Source organism: Enterococcus sp. DIV1083b (genome assembly GCF_051713705.1).
Lineage (GTDB): Bacteria > Bacillota > Bacilli > Lactobacillales > Enterococcaceae > Enterococcus_D > Enterococcus_D casseliflavus.
On sequence record NZ_JBIOQJ010000001.1, the window covers coordinates 989,640 to 1,009,189 of the forward strand.

The window sequence follows — 19,550 nt, forward strand, 5'->3', positions numbered from 1 at the left end:
AAAAATGAAGGAAATTAATCAGTTTTCAGCTTCTACGCTCGCAACATTACAAAAAGATGAGAAGCATCTATATTATGTATATTGTTTAGTTGATCCTAGAAACAACCAGCCTTTTTATATTGGGAAAGGAAAAGGGAATCGTATTTTTGCCCATCGGCAAGCTGCTTTAAATAGGATGAAACAAGCAAATTTAGTTGGAGAAAATGAAACAGCAATTACTTTAAAAATTAAAACGATTCAAGAAATTATTGAATCAAATTTACAAGTATTAAGTTATATCCTAAGTTATGGGTTATCTGAAAATGAGGCATATGCAAGCGAAAATGTTATGATCAATTATGCACAGCTGGTACAGGGGCTTTCACTGACAAATTTGGTGAAAGGACATGGTTCTAAAGTAATGCTCGTTGAGGAAATCGAAGAGCGTTTTGGCTTCCAACCAATGTCTATCAGTGAAATAGCAACGGATGACTTGATATTAGCAGTAAAAGTAAGAGATGCTTTTTCTTTGAGTAAAGATGAATCTAAAGAATACCCTATCGATGAAGAATATCGGGATATTTCAAATCTAAAGTCGCGAACTTTAGGGAACTGGGTTATTGGGCGCAATAAAATTCAACACATCCGTTATATCATCGCTATTAACACAGGAGCAGAAAATGCTGTTGTGGCAGCTTATAAAGTATCTGAGCAGTTTTCAGAATCAAAGAAACTAGAAAACGGCCTAACGCGATATGCGTTCCGTGCACTATCAACCAGAGAAGAAACACTGAAGGAACTCAATTTAGTAAAGCGTTCATTGCCAGAAGTTAAATTTGGAAGCGGCAGTGCGATCGCTTATATAAACACAAAACAAGCGAGATAACGTCATATTGTTCTTTTAAGAACTTTTAGGTTGACGAAACGTTTATAAATAATAGAAATAGTATGAAAAAATAGAAAAAATTTTTGTGTACTGTTTCTTGTATCAATGCACTTGTATATTTTTTTAAAGTCACTTTAAACAACAATCACAACTATCCACCGATAGTATCGGTAAAAAGGAGCAACAACCATGCGAAATATCAAATTAACGATTGAATATGACGGCAAGCGCTACTTAGGGTGGCAACGACTAGGAGATTCTGAAAAAACGATCCAAGAAAAAGTTGAAGGGGTCATCAAATTACTGACGGGAGAAGAAATTGAGATCGTCGGTTCTGGCAGAACCGATGCGGGCACGCATGCTCGAGGACAAGTGGCGAATTTCAAGACGAACCACCAAATGAGTTTGCCAGAGATGCAGCTGTTCTTTAACCGCTATTTGCCGCAAGACATCGTCGTCAACAAGATTGAGGAAGTGCCTGAACGATTCCATGCACGCTATCACGCCAAAGGCAAGCAATACAGCTATTATGTTTGGAACAACGCGATCCCATCGGTCTTTGCTCGCAATACTAGTTTTCATTGCCCGCAGCCCCTTGATTTGGAAAAAATGCAGCAAGCGGCTGAGAAGTTGATCGGCACCCATGATTTTATCGGCTTTTCTGCATTGAAAAAATCAAAAAAATCAACGGTGCGCACGATCGATGAAATCACCATCACACCAGAAGGCGACCTATTGCGGTTTACCTTCAAAGGCAACGGCTTTTTGCATAAAATGGTCCGAATCTTGACAGGCACACTGATTGCCATTGGCGATGGCACACTGCCACCAGAAGTGATCGATCAAGTGTTAGCCGATAAAGTACGACAAGCAGCTGGTGAGACAGTGCCTTCTCATGGCTTATTTCTAGATGAGGTGTATTATTAAAAGAAACATGGTAATGGCTATTTAAGGAAAGGAGATCATCTATTGATCACATTAAAATCCCCACGAGAGATCGAACAAATGAAAACTTCTGGTCGTATCTTGGCAAGTATTCACGAACAGCTACGGGAAAAAATCGTTCCCGGTATCACCACGAACCAAATCAACGCCTTTGTCCATCAACAGATAGAAGCTGCAGGGGCAACAGCCGCGCAAATCGGGTTTGAAGGCTATGAATTTGCGACGTGTATCAGTGTCAATGAAGAGATTTGTCATGGTTTCCCTTCAGAATATGTTTTAAAATCAGGCGATGTCGTCAAAGTCGATTTTTGTGTCGATTACAAAGGGGCAATCTCTGACAGCTGTTGGACGTATGCGGTAGGAGAGATTTCACCAGAACATCAAGCGCTGATGGAAGTAACGAAAGAAGCCTTGATGAGAGGCATCGAGCAAGCACAAGTCGGTAACCGTGTCGGCGATATTGGTTATGCGATCCAAAGCTTCGCTGAAGAAAAAGGGTATGGTGTCGTGCGGGACTTTATTGCTCACGGCATTGGCCCAACCATTCACGAAGAACCATTCTTTCCTCATTTCGGGTTACCTGGCAAAGGAATTCGGTTGAAAGAAGGCATGACGATCACTATCGAGCCGATGATCACGACCGGCACTTGGCGCATGAAGATGGACCCGAACGGCTGGACAGCACGCACGATCGACGGCAGCTATTGTGCCCAATATGAACATTCGATCGCCATCACCAAAGAAGGTCCTGTCATCATGACATTGCAAAAGGAAGAAACGTGAACATCACTTATTGTCTTTGAAAAGTAACTGTGTGTATTTTCTGTAACATCTATACTTTCTAGATCTCTTAAAAGGGCGTACCTAACTGATGGTACGCCCTTTCGATCTGTGCTTTTTTCAAAAAGATCGTAAAAGAACTCAGTAATCAACAAGTGCTTGTCTATTCATATTGGTATTATTTGATGGAGTCATTTTATTTAAGGTTTCAGAAACTTAAAACGTTTTTGTTTTTTTCTTATTTGGTTCCGATTATTTATTTTGCTTTATAAATCATTTAACGATCAGTAGAAGAGGGAATCGAGTGACATTAGGATTATACATTAGTATATTATTAGGAAGTTAATATACTACCTAAAAATATCAACGAGATACCTACAATACTAGAAAAAGGAATAGGATCATTTAAGATTAGCAAACCAAATATTGCAGAAACCGCAGGCTTAGAGAAAAAAACAATGTTTGATAATTTTTTGAATTTTATTTGACAGATAAGGTAAAACAGAAAGCCGCAGGCGGTTACCACAATGCTCAAATAGAATAGACCTGGTAATGTTTGTAGGCTAAAATCGGTAAAGTAATGAAATGTCAAAATCGATTTTAATGGAGAACCATCATTAAATTTCGAAAAAATCAAATTTAATAGCGCCAATTCCAATGCGCCAAAAATAAAGGTATATGATGTAGAAGTCACTGTACTTAAAGTATATTTTTTTATAATTCTTTCATTTAGTGTACTATATAATCCAAATAAAATAGAAGAGATCAAAGCAAATAGAACCCCTAGGTCATTTTTTGTGTAATTTGAAACAATGATGATTATGATTCCTAGTACTGAAAGTATGATCGAAAGTGAAGGTACTTTTAACTGACGAGTTAATAACGTATTTATCAATTGTGTAAACAATGGATTTGTGCTAAAAACAACTGCTACAAAGAATGCGCTTGATTGAAAGATAGCCATTTGATAGAAATTCATGCTGAATACGATAAATAAAGTTGCATTTAAAACAAGGAGTGGCAAAGAAGCTACCTTTATACTTTTTTTCTTAGCTAAAATAAATAGAAAAATACCGCCAATCAAAAAACGCCAAAAATTTAATTGCCCCCCGTGGCTACTCGTTCCCCCTAGTAACTTTAGTGTGATCTCTGTAGAACTGACTATTAGAATTGTAAAGATAGTGAAGAGAATGCCTTGGTATTTTTTTATCATAGCGATCGATGCATAATATACATGTCAGTAAAAATTCCATTCCTCAGTCGGAATCCTTTAGGGATAGAACCGATAATGGAAAACCCATTTATCTCGTAGGTATGGATCGCTGCGGTATTATTAGAAACGACGGCGTTAAATTGCATTCCTTGAAAACCTAGTTGTTTTGCTTCCCATAAGGATCTTTTTACTACGTGTTTGAATAAGCCCTTTCCTCTCATCCTTTTATCGATACAATAGCTCGCATTTGCAGTATGTGCACAACGACCGATATTATTAGGATGAATTATGAAGAATCCTGCATAGACTCCATTATAAAGAAGACAGGTTGTAGCAGATTGTTCTAATAACATTAATTCAAAACCTTCTGTATTAAATAAATCTTCTCCTGGAAATGCTTCACCATCTATCAAAATATCATTCCAGGTTTGTGTCATTTCACTTAAAAAACGCTTATCATAGGGGATAAATTCGATTGTCATAATTATTCAACTCCAATATTTTTATATGATAATATCATCAAATGCTATATAATAATATGAAAAAAAGGTTCTTTCATATAAAAATATAACCAAAAGGACAAGTTGATGAAAAAATTATTTGAACAGAATCACTATCAAGATACTAGTTTTCCTTTTGAAATTTATCATATAAATCAAAATGGAGTAAAACCTTCAGGTAGAGGATTCGATGATGCCCATTGGCATGATGAATTACAATTTACCATTGTTGAGAAGGGAGTAGTTAATGCAAAAATTAATGGAGTCGACTATATATTAAATAAAGGTGATTTTATCTTTATCAACTCTAATGTTCTTCATCAAATGACTCAACTAACACCCAATAGCTCTTATATAAGCATAAATTTTATCAAGGAGAATCTCACTTTCTTCCCTGGAAGCCGAATGGACCTTAGCTATGTGGAGCCCTATGTAAATAGTATAAAATATCCTTGTATTGCGATGGACAACCTGGATATTTCTTCAAGAGAAATCTTATCTATCCTAAAAGAAATTATCGATTTGTATTACATGGAACCAAGATTTGGTCGAGAGTACTTGATATCGATAGATCTTTGTAAAGTTTGGCTTATTCTAATCAACTCGAAGTTAAATCAGATAAAGCAACCGACTACCATTAAAAATACTAAAATAAATCAGATAATGACAATGATCCAATTTATATATGAAAACTATGCCGACAATATAGCTTTAGCTGATATTTCCTCAAGTAGTCACATTAGTAATTCAGAGGCGAACAGATTGTTTAAACAGTACACATCCATGACCCCTTATAAATTCTTGATTGATTATCGATTACAACGAAGTCAGAGTTTATTGGAAAATAAGAATCTAACAGTTACTGAAATTTCTCAACAAATAGGATTTTCTGATACGAGTCATTTTATCCAAAGTTTTAAGAAAAAATATGGGCGAACGCCCGGATCCATAGATTAATGGGCGATAACTTAAAATAGGGTCAGAAACTTAAAATTTTTTGGTTCTTCATTTCACAATTCCTTTAGTAGCGCCATTAGTTAGGTCACGAAGATACTAATTTAGCACAGCAGAGACCACTTTTAAGAACAATTCTTTTTAAATGAATTTAGGTGAATCGACCAAAAAGGATAATTATGTATATACTCTGTCGCGGTATATGTTATACTATGTATATACAGAAAGAGGTGTCGAACATGGAAATGCTACCTATAAAAAAATGGGGCAATAGTAACGGTCTTAGATTGCCAAAGTACATTATGGAGTATCTTGGCATTCATACTGATGACAAAGTGAAGATAATACAAGAAGAAGTAAACGGACATAAACGGCTAATCATCGAAGCAGCAAATTTAGAAAACGAGTTAACGATTGAAGAGTTATTTGAAAACTACACTGCTGAGAAAAATCATGTGGAAATTCAACATTTAGGTGAAGCAGTAGGGAATGAAAAATGGTAAGAAAACCTAGACAAGGTGATATTTTGTTATTGGATACAGCTCCTCGTTCTGGGCATGAACAAACGGGAAAAAGACCCTATATTGTTTTAAGTCATGACATGATTGCAGATTATAGTAACGTTGCCACCGTTGCTCCGATTTCTAGTACAAGTAGAAACTATCCGTTATATGTAAGTATTAATCCAGATTACGGAATGAAGACAACAGGAAAAGTATTGTTGGATCAATTAACGACAATTGATTATGAAGCCAGAGCATGTGTTTTTTTGGAAAAAGCGCATGAGCACTTGGTTGATGAGTTATTGATGAAAGTTAGAACAGTATTTCAAAAAGTAAGTAAATAAAAACAGCATGCTCATCTTATCGATGTTGACCATGCTGTTTTCTTTTATTCTATAAACGCTTTGTCTCGTAACATTATACTCCATTGCAATCTTTAAGATACCAGCTCCATTCCCATGATCCTGAACGATGCTTTTATAAACAAGGCAACGTGGGGCGCTTTTGTGTTTGCACTAGCAATCTTAATACTTTGTGCTTGGCGATGTTTGAATTCGGCACGCTGCTGCTGGGCATCATTGCGAAAATTTCGACGATCAAGACTTTGATGAATATATCAAGGAATCTAATGGATGTAGGACTAGCCCACAGCGGCTAACATAAATCATCCCCATGATTGAGTTTGTCAGCCACAAAGGTTTCTACACTATACCGGCCCCATTTTGAGAGACTCTCTATAAACAAAGGGAAGGTTACATCTGTAAAATGACTGACCAAGAGATAACAAGCTTGACCCGAAACTTTATGAAAGACCTCAATTTCTTTGTATTGATTCACGAAGGCTTCAAAAGCTGTATAGCGATTTGAATCCATAAAAAACCGGATGTATTGCGTACTTGGGTAGTTTACTACAATACTAAATCGCTGAATGATTCCCTCATCTTGCAATTTCAAGATCCGATTGCCCACGGCTTGTCCCGTCAGGTGGACCATTTCGCCGATTTCTTTGTTCGATAATTTACTGTTGTGTTTCAGGATAGCTAGGATTTGTTCATCGATGATGTCCATAAGGGTTCCTCCTTTCATAATGAAAGTAAATTGACTTTATCTTTTTCAAGAGACGCTTTGTTGTAAGGTTATATGTATTTATACTGGATTATAACAAATAAGAAAAGAAATGGTGATTCTATGAAAAAAGCTTTAGTAATTATTGATGTCCAAAATGACTATTTTAAAGAAGGAAGAATGGCCCTTCATTCCCCTGAACAGGCGCTTGCAAACATAAATAAACTAGAAGCATCTTTTATCGAAAAGCAACTCCCGATCATCTATATCCAGCACATCAACGATCAAGAAGCAGCTGATTTTTTTGAACGAGGGACCAAAGGTGTACTGCTGCATGAACAGTTAAAAACAACGCATTCTTCTATTATTATCGAAAAGCACTTTCCTAACTCCTTCATTGAAACAAATTTAAAAGAAACGTTAGACTCTTTAGGTGTTCAACAAGTTATCATCACTGGGATGATGACGCATATGTGCATCGATTCAACCACAAGAGCTAGTAAAGAACTCGGTTATCAGCCCATACTGATTTCTGATGCTACGGCAACGAAAGCATTAACATTTGAAGCACACGAAATTCCTGCGGAAGCTGTTCAACGAGCGTTTTTATCGGCCTTGGAAACCTTCTCTACGGTGATGAAAACCGATGACTATTTAAACGGATTGTAGAAAAATTGCGTATTTACTAACAAAGGCAAAGGTTCATTTGCATTGAGTGGTTCTTGATCACTCTTTGAGATCGGCGATCCTATCTCATTCCGCTTCAATGTTTCTTTAAAAAATGAATGCCCAGTTGCGTACCCACCAATTATACTGAGCTGATCCCTCAGAGGATGAATAAGAACTAACCCATACAAAAGCCAAAAACGTTCGAGGATTTTTCTCGAACGTTTTTTGGGCATCAAATTGGGCGAATCGGCGAAACTATGGTACAGTGCAACCAAACAAGGAGCGAAAGTCGCTCCTTCATGAGGCAAAGGGGCAATGGTGATGAAGCAAAAAACGATGGCGTGGCTGTCAGAAATCTATAATTTGATCTTGCATCCTGGCACAAGACAGTGGGAACGAGAACAACTGGTGCAAGCAAAAAATACACTGGAAACTCAGCTGGCGACCAAGCAAAAAGCAGGCAAACATGAAAAGGAATCGTCAAATAGCCTTGAAGACCAAGAGACCAGACGGGTTTTGGAAAAACTAGAAGCGTCGTTGCGTCCTTTGGCACTGAGAAACAATCTGACCCCGAATGTCGCCGAGTTTTATCAAACAATCAGCCAGTCAGCACCGAAAAAGGCAATGAATGAAGAAACAAGCAAAGTCCAACCAGCAGAAGTTTCGGTGGAGCCGAACGAAACAGGTGGAAAAGCACAAGAAGTGGCTATTTTTGCTGGCGGTTGCTTTTGGTGTATGGTAGAGCCTTTTGAAGACCAGCCGGGCATTCTTTCCGTCTTGTCGGGGTATACCGGGGGAACAGTCCCGAATCCGACGTATGATCAAGTACTAAGCGGAACAACAGGGCATGTCGAAGCGGTAGAGATCGTTTTTGATCCCAAAATCATCACCTATCAGGACTTGTTGCAATTGTACTGGCAAGTGACAGACCCGACAGATGCTTTCGGACAATTTCAAGATCGCGGCAATTTTTATCGCCCAATCATTTTCTATACGACTGCTGAACAGGAAGTGCTTGCGCAACGAGCCAAAAAGGAACTAGCACAATCTGGTTATTATCAGCAACCCATCGTGACTGAGATCCGCAAGGCCATGCAGTTTTGGCCAGCGGAAAACTACCATCAAGCATTTTACAAGAAACAGCCAAAGCGCTACCAGCGGATCAAGCGAGCGCGCAAACAACTGATGCTTTTTTATCGGCTGAAACGCTGGACAAACCGAGGAAAAAAACGATCATAAACAGAAGATCATTAAAAAAGCGGGACTCCGAGAAAAGGGGAAAAGGTTCAAATGAAGGCTCTTTTCTCCACAAGCCGCGCTTTTTTCTGCGCTTTTAGCCAATTGGATAAAAAACGTAGATTTATTTTAGAATAATGTCCAAAGAAAGCGTTAACAACAAGAATTATAATAGAGAAAGAAAAAGTGGCGAAAAAGGTCGAAAAAGCAGGTGTCTTTTGCTTGATTCCTTTCTTCGAGGAAAGAAGGTGGGAAACACCAGAGAAAAATCAGCGGAAAAATCAATCGGCAACACCCCATAGCAACACAACATTTATTATATGAAGGTTCATATAAGTTAGGAGAAATGTGATGAAAAAAAAGGGAACGTTCGTCTCACTGTTTATGGCTCTCATTCTTTTTATCTTTTCAGAAAGAACAGTGTTTGCGGCAGAAGCGATCAATGAGATCGTCGCACCAACAGGAGTCAAAGCATTTCTAGTACTGATTCCATTAGTGTTAGTGCTGGTTTTGCTCTTTAAAAAAGTAGATATGATCATTGCTGGCTTGATTGCTGGGATCTTGGCGATGATTATTGGCGGGATCAGTTTAGCTGAAGCCAATTCCCAACTGTTGGAAGCTATTCCGACGATGTTGAGTATTACGGTGCCAATCATCAATTCCGCTGTAGCGATGGCGGTCTTCAAAGCGGGCAGTTATACGGCGGCCTTAACCTTAGCCAAAAGAGGAACCAAAGGAAAAGTGGAATATGTGGCTGGTTTTATTGTCATCTTATTGGCAGCAGCGACTTATATGTCTGGAATCGGCGGCGGGAGTGCGATGGTGATCGCACCGTTAGCATTTGCGGCAGTTGGGGTGGTACCCGAATTGATCGCAGCGATGTCGTTAGCGGCAGCGGTCTCCTTTACGACTTCTCCTGCCTCTTTGGAATCTAGTATCGTGTCTGAACTAGGCGGTTTTAGTGTCGCTTCTTATGTCGATCAAATGCGCCCATTTTGGTTGCTATTCGTTGGTTTGGCGATTTTATTGGCATTCTTCGGGACCAAGCGTCGTCATTTGGGCTTCAAAGAATCAGCCAACCAAGAGTACGAAAACAAAAGCAATGGCGAGTTATTCAAAACGACACTGCCTGCGATCTTCTTGCTTTTTGCGGTCATCTTTGGCCCGTTGATCAATGACCTGATCGGCTTTGTCCTCTTTACGCCGCTAGTTTATATGGTGGTCACGTTGGCGTTGATTTTTGTTTGTACCGACTTTTCGATGAATCAATCGGTGGAAGCGATGGTGGACGGATCGACGTATATTTTGACCCGCTTGTTCCAAGTGGGGATCTTTTTAGCCTTCATCAACGTAATCGCTGAAACTGGGACGTTTGCTGTAATTGCAGGTGCGGCACAAAATGCCCCCGCAGCGATCGTCGTTCCTGTGGCGATCTTGACGGGTGTCTTGATTGGGATTCCCGCAGGTGCCTATGTCGGCTCCGTTTTAACACTCGTGCTACCAGTTGCCGTTTCATTAGGCTTCCCAGTCTTAGCTCTTGGCTTTGTCACGATGGGGGTTGGCCTCGGCAGTCAAATGAGTTTCGTCAACATTACGATGCAAGCTTTATCTTCTGGTTTCCAAATTCCGATTCTGGATGTAGTCAAAGGAAACGTGAAGTGGTTGAGTTTAGCAGCCGTATTATTATTAGTCATCGGCTTAGTGTTTGGCTGATGGATAGGAGGAAAACATGGATTTATTGATCAAGCAAGCACGTCTTGAAGACGATGCAGAATTAGTAGATATTGCAATTTCAGAAGGAAAAATCACCGCAGTTGCACCCAACATTGAAGAATCAGCAGCAACAACGATTGAGGCGAAAGGCAAAGTGGTGATCCCTGGATTGATCGAAAGTCATATCCACTTAGACAAAGCCTTGATCGCCGATCGTGAACCCAATAATTCAGGTACGTTGCAAGAAGCGATCCAAGTTACGGCAAAGTTGAAACCGACCTTTACCGAAGAAGACATTTATGATCGGGCGAAACGCGCATTAGAAATGCTGATCGTACATGGCACGACTGCTGTGCGCACCCATGCCGAATTTGATCCAGCACAAGGCTTCACTGGATTTGACACCATCATGCGCTTAAAAGAAGAATACCGAGACCTGATCGACATTCAGGTCGTTGCCTTTCCCCAAGAAGGGATTTTTAAAGCACCCGGAACGGATAAAATGATGATCGAAGCGATGGAAAGAGGCGCCGATGTCGTTGGCGGCATTCCTTACAATGATGCGCCAGCCAATGAACACATCGACTTGATCTTTGAGATCGCCAAACGATTTGACAAAGACATTGACTTGCATCAAGATTTTGCCGATGAAGCAGACGATACATCGATCGTCTACCTGTGTGAAAAAACCATCGCAGAAGGCTACCAAGGCCGGGTATCAGTAGGACATTTGACTGCGCTGCACGCCATGGAACCGGATCAGCTGGCAGAAGTTATCGATTTGATGGTCAAAGCCCAAATCAATGTGATGCCGTTGCCTGCGACCGATTTACACTTAGGTGCTAGAAACGATGCTTACAACGTTCGTCGTGCCGTGACGCCGATTCGCAAATTACGTGATGCCGGTGTGAATATTTGCTTAGGCAGCAACAATATTCGTAACGCCTTTACGCCCTATGGCAATGGGGATTTGATTCAAATCGCTATGTTGGCTGTGCCAGTGGCGCATTTAGGCGGCGCCGATGACTTGCCGACGGTCTTGCCAATGATTACGACCAATACCGCCAAAGCATTAAATATCAAAGACTATGGGATCGCTGTTGGCAACCGCGCAGATTTGATTCTTTTAGATACCCAGAAAAAAGCCGATGTGCTGATCGATATTCCTGAACGTTTGATGGTCATCAAAAATGGCCGCATCACCGTGGAAGTCAAAAAAGAAGTGACGATCCACCGCTGATGACAATAATTGAAACTTAATTTTTCGATGCAAAAATAAAACATATTTTAATAGATGAAACAGACTCGTGAGATGAAGAATTCAATCATTTCATGAGTTTTTTGTGTTTAAACGAATATTTTCACACATATAGGAGTGGATTTTTATAAAACAAGTGTCTCGGATGTTATTGCTATGTTTCAAATAAAAGGTGTATCGTTATTTGTTTTAAAAAGTTGATGTTTTTTTATACCCATTGAAGAGAATGCCATCTTTGAAACACGATTTTCGTTGATCGATGAATATTCTGATTTTTTCTCATGGAAGATGTCCACTATACTGGAAGAGAGTAAGTTTGAGAAACTTCGTGTATGAATAACAGCAATGAAGACGTATTGAAAGGTTTTTAAAGTAACGCCTAACGTTGCTTCTGTAGTAAATTTCTTTTGTGATAAAAAACAACGAATTTCTATCTCAATAACGATCCTCAACCCACTGGATACTTTTAACTTAGGCAGTCAATAAATTGCTTTTGTGAAGCGAGACATTCTTTAATTGCTGTGTTAGTTATGAGGTTTTGGATGAATGCCATCATTCTGGTATGCAAATGGCACTAAGTACTCATATGCCATTTCAAGGCGCTTTGAATCTAAATCGATTCTATTCCGCGATGACTGCTCGTTCTAAAGGAGCAGTGTGAATGCAAAAGGAGCTTCGGATCGATGCTACTTACGTACGCCGTTTGAACAATGAAGATGTCTCCATTAGCCGGAGACCAATTGGTGACTGTTTGCTGGAATCATCGGAATTGTCTTAGTCGTCTTGCATATTGTTGTCTCGATCATCAAGAAAAAAACAAAGTAAGGTGGGATCAATAGTATGAAAATGAAAACACTAAAAGTAATGGCATTAATCTTTATCGGGCTGTTTATTGTTCAGCAGGGGTTTCCCATAGTTCAAAATTTTTTCATTGATACGATTTATGCACTACAAGATAAAGAAGATGATGCAGTGCATTCTACCTTGGAGACTGCGGGGACTGAACAGCAAGACGTCGAAATTGGTTTTTCAACAGAAACGAAGCAAGGGAGTCCTGGAGAGACAGTCTTGATCGAATTCACTTCTAATCAGCCTCTAGACGAAATCGATCTGATCTTGCCAGCAGAAGCAAAAATCGAAACATCTTCTCTGCTAGAAGGTGTCGTCATCCAGCAGGTAGAAGCTGAGCAATGGCATCTTCTGTCCAAAGAACCGTTAAGCGTTTTTTTGCTCCCATTGATCTTTGAAGAAACCGGCGAGTATGAAGTCCAAGTAAAAAAAGAGATGCTCACTGTGGAAATAGGGCAAGACGATAAAACAGCTGAGCCAGAAACTCCGAGAGAAATAGAGGAGCAGCAATCGGATGAGGAAGTGGAGGATTCAGAAGATGGAACAAAGCATGCCCGTGATGATATCTTTACAACACCTGATCCAGATTTGCCTTTTGACCCCAATGATTCAGGAAATCTTTATTTGTTAGAGGGGCAGGAAATCGTTGAGCGAGGAGTCAGCAATTGGGTTGAGTTTTTAACAGCCTACAGTGATCCTAGTGTCAACTATATTTATTTTGAACGAAGTTTCAACTCGACCAATCCTGCTACTGCAGGAGTACCCGGAATGTGGAATAATGGTGGTTCAAATGTCAACGGGGGAGACAATTGGATCTGGTTTAATCAAAGCAATATTTCAAGAACACTGATCGTTGATGGAAAAGGCCATACCCTTGATATGCAAGCAGTAGTCTTGGGGATGCCCAGTGTTTCACACAATGCTTCTAATCCTTGGGATGTGACTTTACAAAATATCAAGATCTATCATGGGAGTTCCTTTGGAGCCTTTAACTTTTATGTTGGAGGCACTGAGAATATACGTCGATCTAGACTTCGCTATCACAATATGATGAGTGTCGGAAATCGTCTAATACTAGAAGCGGAAGCCAGTGTTTCTATGTCAGGTTATGTTAGCTCTCACCAAACCACGACGTATTCATCGATGTTTAACACTTCATGGAACATTTCTAGTGCACGAAACTTAGCGAATCTTACTGTCAATCAAATCGATATTGCAGAAAATGCGGAAGTATCTTTGTCCACCTTTAATTCGGGAAATCTCGATTTGAGAAGCGGGGGTTGGCCAACTGATCCAAGAGCTGCTTTAAGAATCGGAGAGAACGCAAAACTGACATTGCAGTCAAATGGTACTTCTACTTGGATGGATTCAGCTTATGGGGCGAATATCGTTTTTCAAAATTTGGAAGGGAATATGACAGTAGGAAAAGGCGCGACGGTCAATCTTATTCCACGTGCGAATGGAGCAGCCATCACCATGGTTGGAAACAATGGCAACATTCAATTGCTCGAAGATAGCACTGTTTCTATTCGCTCATCGGGTCGAACAACGAGCATTAACGGTTTGACAACCAACCTCATCTGGGTAGCGGCAGGAAACAATCTTATGCTCGGTGAGGGAAGTACATTAGATATAGAAGCAATCAATCAGACAAGCTCAGGGGCGAATATCGTGAATTTTAGTGGGACTACTGGAATACTTCAAGTTGGCAAAGATGCGACGTTGGATATTCGTTCGGATACTACGGCTACTGGTCAAAATCTTATTGGTTTTTCTGGAGCAAACAATGCTACTAGATTTGTGATAGATGAAGCCAAACGTGTCAATCTTCAAAAATTAAACAGCATGAGTACTGGCAATCTAATCCACGGCGGGGGAGTTACTGCACGAAGGCAATCGATTCAGCAATGGGACTATGGGAATATCAGTGGGAGCTCCAACTTTCATTGGGCACCGATTTTTTCGATGACTGCAAATATCTCCAATGCAGCAAATGCCGTAACAAACGTTACGAGTGTGACGTCTTTTCTACCAGATACAGAGGAAAGTTTGAGGACCTCTTTTAATTCGAGATCGAATCGCTTAATCTTTGAACATGTTCCTAACGTGGAAGTGACCATCGATTCCTTGACAGAAGATCCGTCTCTTCGAAATTCTCGTGTTATATCTGGCAGGGCGACACCAAGCAGCTATATTCGATTTCAAAGAGAGGGAGCACTCCCTGAGCCAGAGATATCAGCAATCACAATAATAAATCAGGATACTGAATCCTTTCATGTCATGTCAGATGCAAATGGTTACTATGAATTTGATTTATCACAGTATGAGCCTTTTGAACGCTTTCAAGTGGGAGAGTTTGTTACAGCCCATGCTATGTTATATGGTGAGTGGGCAAGTAAAACGGTTATCGTTGAGGCAATACAAGATATGGATCCAAAAGATCCACTGCAACCTGACAATACGATCGATCCGGATAATCCACCAGATTTGGGTGTGAATCGCGGCATCATCAGTATCGATTTTATTTCACAATTTAATTTTGGATCGGTACCGATTCGTTCAAGCCGAACCTCCTATTCAGCACAACCACAACAATTAAACAATGCTGAAGGGGATACATTCGGTGGAAAACGACCAAACTTTATCCAAGTCACTGATCGGCGAGCGGAAAATAGTGGATGGACGTTAAGTGCTCGTCTCGGAGAGGATGGCTTTGTCAGCAATGATGGCCACAAACTTCGTGGTGTCGAACTCTCGCTGAACAACATTGATATGGTAACGACGGGATCCAACAATTCGATGCGTCCTCACTACTGGGAAAGCCGAGCACTCAACACTGGTAGACAAACGCTGGCGAACGCCGAAGTAAATCAAGGCGGCGGTACGTGGATCCAACGGTATGGAGATCAAGAAACAATGGCGGATAGCGTTGTGCTAGAAGTACCTTCTGGAGCAGTACCACAGGCGACTGCATACACAGCCACGATCCATTGGGAACTGAGTTTTGTTCCGGGAATGGATTGATTGTTTTACAGCTAAGTACAACAGCATGATCAACTATCCGGTTAATGATAGAAAAAATAATGAAAAAAGTTATGCGGAAGCTGCAGAAGGAATCTACAGCTTCTTTTTTTTACGACTTTTTGTCAATAAGGGCGGATGTGTTTTGCAAATTCAAATCTGAGACTGAAGAATGCCTTATGATTTATTAGGTCGACAAATTATAAAACAAAAAAATACTAATGGAGTAATTCCGACTTCATGTAGCTGGGATTTTTTGCGTTAAGACGTTAATTGAATGGAATCTGGTTTAATGTTGTAGAAAGCTCAGATACGTATTATGCCGAAATCACTCAATAAGCGGTTCTCTAGTCATTTGTTCTTTTTTCATCTATGATAGAAAGAAAACCGCTATCACGGAGAGTTCGTTTAAGAAAATCCTGTCAAAACTGTTTGACAACGCCATGATATCAATGGATTTGAGCAGAAACCACAGCAGGTCTGCGTTAAGGTAGAAGAAGGAGGCCAAGATGACGATTGGGGAAGCGCTAAAGAACCATCGAGTCACACAGCAAATGAGCCAAGAAGAAGTAGCAACAAAAATTTTAGTGACCCGCACATCGATCTCAAATTGGGAAACCGGCAAGACGGTACCAGACAGTTTGAATTTATTAAAACTGAGTACCCTTTATGGGTGCAGTGTCGATGAGCTATTAAAAAAGGAGCGAGCAGGAATGAAAAAGAACTTTCGTACGATGACCTATGGTGCTGGATTGAAAGATGGAACGATGCGTTTGAAAATCGAGACCGATGCCAGCAAGTTTTTCCCAAAAGGGGTTGAAGTCAAAGCATCCGTCGATTTAGAAACAGGAGAAGTGACCTTTTTTGTCGAGCAAGAGGATTTGAAAAAGCTAAAAGCAGCCACCGACGAAAAATAATTTTTTTATACAGGTTTTTGCTAAATTTTGCTTGGACAAGAGAAAAAAAGTGATGGATAAAAAAACACGAGCTCAGCTGCGTCGTGTTTTTTTATGTGGGATGAAAGAGGGCTGAGACAATCGATGAAAGCTGATTCTACTTTTTCTTTTCTGCTATTTTCAAGGTTTGTAACGTTTAAGGAAAAGTGAAAAGATGCTAACGGCTATATACAATATATAGTGAATAGAACGTTTTTTATCTAAATGGAGCACAATATATAGTATTTACTTTTGTGAGAGATTGTGTAAAATAGCAGATGTAGTGAAGAAGGAGCTGTTGTTTTTGAGAGTAGCTGTATGTTGCGGGACCCGTTTAGAAAATGAGAAAAAGTTGGCAAAGACCGCTCGTGCCATCGGCAATGCCTTGGCAAAAAATCACATCGAGTTGGTTTATTGCGGCCCTTTGGCTGGCTTGATGAGGGAGATCGTGAAAGGGGTCTTTGAGAAAGAAGGCGCAGTGACAGGGATCTATCCATCAGGTTCCTTTGCAGAAGAATTGCCACCAATCGTCGCTGGATCAAGCACCTATACCGAGTTCTATACGGATACGAGGGAGGAACAAACGCAACAATTGCTGGAAATGAGCGATGCCTACCTTGTATTACCTGGTGGATTTGGTACACTAGAGGAGTTGTCATCAGTATGCTCTTTTACGACTCTTGGGCCATTGTCAGGCAAGCCGATCGGTGTGTTGATGACCGAAGGCTTAAATGATGGACTAAAGCCGCTGCTAAAAATGTTTGAAGCTTCCAGCTTTGCTTGGGCTGAACTGTCTGAAACGCTCTTTTTCCTATCTGACGTTGAGTCGTTGATCCAACGATTGGCTGCGAAGGGGTCAGGAAAGGAGTGCTTGGCAGGATGAAGCATGTCTATTTAGCGGGACCGTTTTTTTCAAACGAACAAGTCGCCCGACTCAAACAGGTAGAACGCAGTTTAGCTGAAAACCCGCAGCCCTTGGCGGTCTATTCGCCGCGTTTGTATCAAGAAGGTTCATCTGAACCCAATACACCAGAATGGGCAAGAGAAATTTTCGAAAAAGACATGCTGGAATTGACACGAGCCGACGTCGTCGTTGCCGTTTTGGATGACCATGAAGGGATCACCGATCCGGGAACAGCCTTTGAAATCGGCGCAGCACACGTACGAAATAAACCAGTGATCGCTTTTCAGGAAAAAGACGCGGCGGTCAATCTGATGTTGACGGAGTCGGTGCAAGCGTATTTGACTGATTTGGCGGCGCGAACAGCGTATGATTTTGAAGCGATGGCGCACCGAGCATTTGTCGGTGACTATATTTAATAAAGGATGATGAATGTGTTATTAATCGCAGGAACGATCGGGGCAGGAAAAAGCAGTTTGACTGATTTTTTATCGAAGGAAATGGCGTCGAAGCCTTTCTATGAAAACGTGGAGGACAACGATGTTCTGCCATTGTTTTATTCCAATCCAGAACGATACGCCTTTTTATTGCAGATTTTTTTCTTAAACAAAAGCTTTTTAGGGATGCGGGAAGCTTTGTCCAATGATGACAATGTCATTGACCGCTCCATCTATGAGGATAGCTTGATGTTTCATCTAAATGCGGATCTAGGCCGAATCGCACCGATGGAAGTCGAACAATACGATAACCTGTTGAACACGATGTTGCGGGAATTGGAAGAATCAGCACCATTGAAACATCCAGATCTAATGGTTCATATTAAGGTTTCCTTGGATACAATGATTGAACGGATCAACAAACGTGGTCGTTCCTATGAACAAATTGCCAACGATCCGACATTGTACGACTATTACAAAGAATTAAATCAGCGGTACGATGAATGGTATGAAAACTTTGACGTTTGTCCGAAAATGCAAATTGATGGGGATCAATTGGACTTTGTTGCCAATGAGGACAACCTCATGGTGATCCTCGAGATGATCCAAGAAAAACTGGCGGAAGTCCGTCAGACCCATGGCAAAGGCCACTATTGTACGGACAAAGCCATCGCAAAAGGTGATTTTTCTAAGAAAAACGCAGCATCTGTGACAAGCTGACCCAGCAGTTGAGGACAGCTTAGGGAAAAAACAAGTGTCTTATCGACAATGGGAGGGAGCAAGGCGATGAATGTAGAACGATTTATTGAAGCGAGGAAACAGGCGGGCTTCTCGCAGCAAGAACTTTCGGAAGGAATCTGTACGCAAGCCACTTTGAGTAAATTTGAAAACAACGGTCAGGCACCGTCCCTCAAAATTTTGATCAAATTGTGTAATCGGATCGGCTTGCCATTGGTCGACTTGTTTTCTTCCATGAATGTCGCAACGACCAAAATCAAAGAAGAATTGGCAAAAGCCGAATTCTTCTTGATCACGAGCGAGTATGAACAGTTGGCTGCATTGCTAAGTCAAATCGAAGTGAAGCTGATCGATGAACCAGCATTAAAAGCGCAATATGATTATTTAAAAGGCTTTGAAATGATTTTTAATGAAGCTGCGATTACCGATGTCTTGTTTCAATTCGATCAGTTATTGATGAATGAAACGGCGGAGGAATTGTTTGATCTCTTAGCGTATACTGGGATCGGTTTGGTGTATGCCAGAGAAGAAGAATGGGCAAAGGCTGAGTTTTATGTGACGAAGGTCTTTGAGAAAATTTATACCTATCCGATCAAAACGATCGAAGACACGTGGCGGGTGTTGAACATCGTCTTTCATTGCGGCGTCTTTTATGCGAAAGTCGATGATTTGGAAACTAGTGATACCTTGTTGAATTATGTGTTGGCGATTTGTTCCGACAATCATTTGACCTACTACTTGGCTCGCGCGGCAGCCCAACTGACCGAAAATGCCATTCGTGAACAACAGCCGAAAGAAACAATTTTGGAAATGTTACACGATGCACGAGCGTATGCCAAAATCAATAAAAATGTAAAATTATTGGCGCATTTAAAAGCGGTCGAAGAAACGATTGATTAAAAATATATTTTCGACAAAAAAGTTTTGTTGCGCAAATGCTTGATAACTAGCAGTCCTTTCGACGAAGG

20 protein-coding genes are annotated in these 19,550 nt (G+C 40.6%); 16 read left to right on the top strand and 4 right to left on the bottom strand.

What is annotated here, in order from left to right; all coding sequences use genetic code 11:
• Nucleotides 1–4 precede the first annotated feature (4 nt).
• The 3 genes from IGI69_RS04600 (at nt 5) to map (ending at nt 2,593) form a co-directional block, all read left to right on the top strand.
• The gene (locus tag IGI69_RS04600; RefSeq protein ID WP_074534952.1) at nt 5–865 is read left to right on the top strand and encodes an LEM-3-like GIY-YIG domain-containing protein; all 861 of its coding nucleotides are present in this window, start codon (nt 5–7) and stop codon (nt 863–865) included.
• Between the two features lie 189 nt (nt 866–1,054).
• Nucleotides 1,055–1,792: a tRNA pseudouridine(38-40) synthase TruA gene (truA, locus tag IGI69_RS04605; RefSeq protein ID WP_167822958.1), complete on the top strand. Its 738-nt coding sequence runs from the start codon at nt 1,055–1,057 to the stop codon at nt 1,790–1,792.
• A 42-nt stretch (nt 1,793–1,834) separates the two neighbouring features.
• Nucleotides 1,835–2,593, top strand: a complete 759-nt coding sequence (gene map / locus IGI69_RS04610) for a type I methionyl aminopeptidase (protein WP_005234612.1) — start codon at nt 1,835–1,837, stop codon at nt 2,591–2,593.
• A 331-nt stretch (nt 2,594–2,924) separates the two neighbouring features.
• Here the strand turns inward: map and IGI69_RS04615 are convergent, their stop codons facing one another.
• A complete protein-coding gene (locus tag IGI69_RS04615) occupies nt 2,925–3,803 on the bottom strand; it encodes a DMT family transporter (protein WP_201705860.1) in 879 nt (292 codons plus the stop codon).
• Nucleotides 3,800–4,285: a GNAT family N-acetyltransferase gene (locus tag IGI69_RS04620; RefSeq protein ID WP_167822960.1), complete on the bottom strand. Its 486-nt coding sequence runs from the start codon at nt 4,283–4,285 to the stop codon at nt 3,800–3,802. The genes IGI69_RS04615 and IGI69_RS04620 overlap by 4 nt, the downstream gene beginning before the upstream one ends.
• 105 nt (nt 4,286–4,390) lie before the next feature.
• Between IGI69_RS04620 and IGI69_RS04625 the strand changes: the two genes are divergently transcribed.
• The 3 genes from IGI69_RS04625 (at nt 4,391) to IGI69_RS04635 (ending at nt 6,104) form a co-directional block, all read left to right on the top strand.
• Nucleotides 4,391–5,260 (top strand): AraC family transcriptional regulator, encoded by an 870-nt coding sequence (locus tag IGI69_RS04625; protein ID WP_201705861.1) that lies wholly within the window; start codon nt 4,391–4,393, stop codon nt 5,258–5,260.
• A gap of 236 nt (nt 5,261–5,496) precedes the next feature.
• Nucleotides 5,497–5,760 carry an AbrB/MazE/SpoVT family DNA-binding domain-containing protein gene (locus IGI69_RS04630; RefSeq protein WP_086316420.1) on the top strand — a complete coding sequence of 88 codons (264 nt, stop codon included), beginning with the start codon at nt 5,497–5,499 and terminating at the stop codon, nt 5,758–5,760.
• Nucleotides 5,754–6,104 (top strand): type II toxin-antitoxin system PemK/MazF family toxin, encoded by a 351-nt coding sequence (locus tag IGI69_RS04635; protein WP_074932270.1) that lies wholly within the window; start codon nt 5,754–5,756, stop codon nt 6,102–6,104. The genes IGI69_RS04630 and IGI69_RS04635 overlap by 7 nt, the downstream gene beginning before the upstream one ends.
• Here IGI69_RS04635 and IGI69_RS04640 read toward each other — a convergent pair.
• Together IGI69_RS04640 and IGI69_RS04645 are read right to left on the bottom strand one after the other, a co-directional pair.
• Nucleotides 6,060–6,188 (bottom strand): hypothetical protein, encoded by a 129-nt coding sequence (locus IGI69_RS04640; protein WP_420901886.1) that lies wholly within the window; start codon nt 6,186–6,188, stop codon nt 6,060–6,062. The genes IGI69_RS04635 and IGI69_RS04640 overlap by 45 nt on opposite strands.
• A gap of 226 nt (nt 6,189–6,414) precedes the next feature.
• Nucleotides 6,415–6,828 (bottom strand): Lrp/AsnC family transcriptional regulator, encoded by a 414-nt coding sequence (locus IGI69_RS04645; RefSeq protein ID WP_420901887.1) that lies wholly within the window; start codon nt 6,826–6,828, stop codon nt 6,415–6,417.
• Nucleotides 6,829–6,948: 120 nt separating this feature from the next.
• Here IGI69_RS04645 and IGI69_RS04650 point away from each other — a divergent pair, with 120 nt between their 5' ends.
• The 10 genes from IGI69_RS04650 (at nt 6,949) to IGI69_RS04695 (ending at nt 19,482) form a co-directional block, all read left to right on the top strand.
• Entirely contained in the window at nt 6,949–7,494 is a 546-nt protein-coding gene (locus IGI69_RS04650) for a cysteine hydrolase family protein (protein ID WP_035006689.1), read from the top strand.
• Between the two features lie 315 nt (nt 7,495–7,809).
• Complete coding sequence (gene msrA, locus IGI69_RS04655; RefSeq protein WP_438739857.1) at nt 7,810–8,733, top strand: peptide-methionine (S)-S-oxide reductase MsrA; 924 nt, start codon at nt 7,810–7,812, stop codon at nt 8,731–8,733.
• Nucleotides 8,734–9,081: 348 nt separating this feature from the next.
• Nucleotides 9,082–10,443, top strand: coding sequence for a hypothetical protein (locus IGI69_RS04660; protein ID WP_005225442.1), 1,362 nt, complete (start codon nt 9,082–9,084; stop codon nt 10,441–10,443).
• 16 nt (nt 10,444–10,459) lie between these two features.
• Nucleotides 10,460–11,683, top strand: a complete 1,224-nt coding sequence (locus IGI69_RS04665) for an amidohydrolase family protein (protein ID WP_194193118.1) — start codon at nt 10,460–10,462, stop codon at nt 11,681–11,683.
• 990 nt (nt 11,684–12,673) lie between these two features.
• On the top strand, nt 12,674–15,574 hold the full coding sequence (locus IGI69_RS04670) for a WxL domain-containing protein (protein WP_438739859.1): 2,901 nt from the start codon (nt 12,674–12,676) through the stop codon (nt 15,572–15,574).
• A gap of 506 nt (nt 15,575–16,080) precedes the next feature.
• Nucleotides 16,081–16,488 carry a helix-turn-helix domain-containing protein gene (locus IGI69_RS04675; RefSeq protein WP_016613633.1) on the top strand — a complete coding sequence of 136 codons (408 nt, stop codon included), beginning with the start codon at nt 16,081–16,083 and terminating at the stop codon, nt 16,486–16,488.
• A 322-nt stretch (nt 16,489–16,810) separates the two neighbouring features.
• Nucleotides 16,811–17,389 (top strand): LOG family protein, encoded by a 579-nt coding sequence (locus IGI69_RS04680; protein WP_438739861.1) that lies wholly within the window; start codon nt 16,811–16,813, stop codon nt 17,387–17,389.
• A complete protein-coding gene (locus IGI69_RS04685; protein ID WP_438739863.1) occupies nt 17,386–17,826 on the top strand; it encodes a nucleoside 2-deoxyribosyltransferase in 441 nt (146 codons plus the stop codon). Before IGI69_RS04680 ends, IGI69_RS04685 begins: the two co-directional genes overlap by 4 nt.
• Nucleotides 17,827–17,841: 15 nt before the next feature.
• Nucleotides 17,842–18,564 carry a deoxynucleoside kinase gene (locus IGI69_RS04690; RefSeq protein WP_005225447.1) on the top strand — a complete coding sequence of 241 codons (723 nt, stop codon included), beginning with the start codon at nt 17,842–17,844 and terminating at the stop codon, nt 18,562–18,564.
• 66 nt (nt 18,565–18,630) lie between these two features.
• Nucleotides 18,631–19,482 (top strand): helix-turn-helix domain-containing protein, encoded by an 852-nt coding sequence (locus tag IGI69_RS04695; protein WP_438739865.1) that lies wholly within the window; start codon nt 18,631–18,633, stop codon nt 19,480–19,482.
• Nucleotides 19,483–19,550 lie beyond the last annotated feature (68 nt).

What these genes read in the sequence shown, in the direction of transcription:
- IGI69_RS04600 (WP_074534952.1), top strand. Translation starts at nt 5, where the DNA reads ATGAAGGAAATTAATCAGTTTTCAGCTTCTACGCTCGCAACATTACAA.
- truA (WP_167822958.1), top strand. Translation starts at nt 1,055, where the DNA reads ATGCGAAATATCAAATTAACGATTGAATATGACGGCAAGCGCTACTTA.
- IGI69_RS04615 (WP_201705860.1), bottom strand. Translation starts at nt 3,803, where the DNA reads ATGATAAAAAAATACCAAGGCATTCTCTTCACTATCTTTACAATTCTA.
- IGI69_RS04620 (WP_167822960.1), bottom strand. Translation starts at nt 4,285, where the DNA reads ATGACAATCGAATTTATCCCCTATGATAAGCGTTTTTTAAGTGAAATG.
- IGI69_RS04625 (WP_201705861.1), top strand. Translation starts at nt 4,391, where the DNA reads ATGAAAAAATTATTTGAACAGAATCACTATCAAGATACTAGTTTTCCT.
- IGI69_RS04630 (WP_086316420.1), top strand. Translation starts at nt 5,497, where the DNA reads ATGGAAATGCTACCTATAAAAAAATGGGGCAATAGTAACGGTCTTAGA.
- IGI69_RS04635 (WP_074932270.1), top strand. Translation starts at nt 5,754, where the DNA reads ATGGTAAGAAAACCTAGACAAGGTGATATTTTGTTATTGGATACAGCT.
- IGI69_RS04640 (WP_420901886.1), bottom strand. Translation starts at nt 6,188, where the DNA reads ATGGAGTATAATGTTACGAGACAAAGCGTTTATAGAATAAAAGAAAAC.
- IGI69_RS04645 (WP_420901887.1), bottom strand. Translation starts at nt 6,828, where the DNA reads ATGGACATCATCGATGAACAAATCCTAGCTATCCTGAAACACAACAGT.
- IGI69_RS04650 (WP_035006689.1), top strand. Translation starts at nt 6,949, where the DNA reads ATGAAAAAAGCTTTAGTAATTATTGATGTCCAAAATGACTATTTTAAA.
- msrA (WP_438739857.1), top strand. Translation starts at nt 7,810, where the DNA reads ATGGTGATGAAGCAAAAAACGATGGCGTGGCTGTCAGAAATCTATAAT.
- IGI69_RS04660 (WP_005225442.1), top strand. Translation starts at nt 9,082, where the DNA reads ATGAAAAAAAAGGGAACGTTCGTCTCACTGTTTATGGCTCTCATTCTT.
- IGI69_RS04665 (WP_194193118.1), top strand. Translation starts at nt 10,460, where the DNA reads ATGGATTTATTGATCAAGCAAGCACGTCTTGAAGACGATGCAGAATTA.
- IGI69_RS04675 (WP_016613633.1), top strand. Translation starts at nt 16,081, where the DNA reads ATGACGATTGGGGAAGCGCTAAAGAACCATCGAGTCACACAGCAAATG.
- IGI69_RS04685 (WP_438739863.1), top strand. Translation starts at nt 17,386, where the DNA reads ATGAAGCATGTCTATTTAGCGGGACCGTTTTTTTCAAACGAACAAGTC.
- IGI69_RS04695 (WP_438739865.1), top strand. Translation starts at nt 18,631, where the DNA reads ATGAATGTAGAACGATTTATTGAAGCGAGGAAACAGGCGGGCTTCTCG.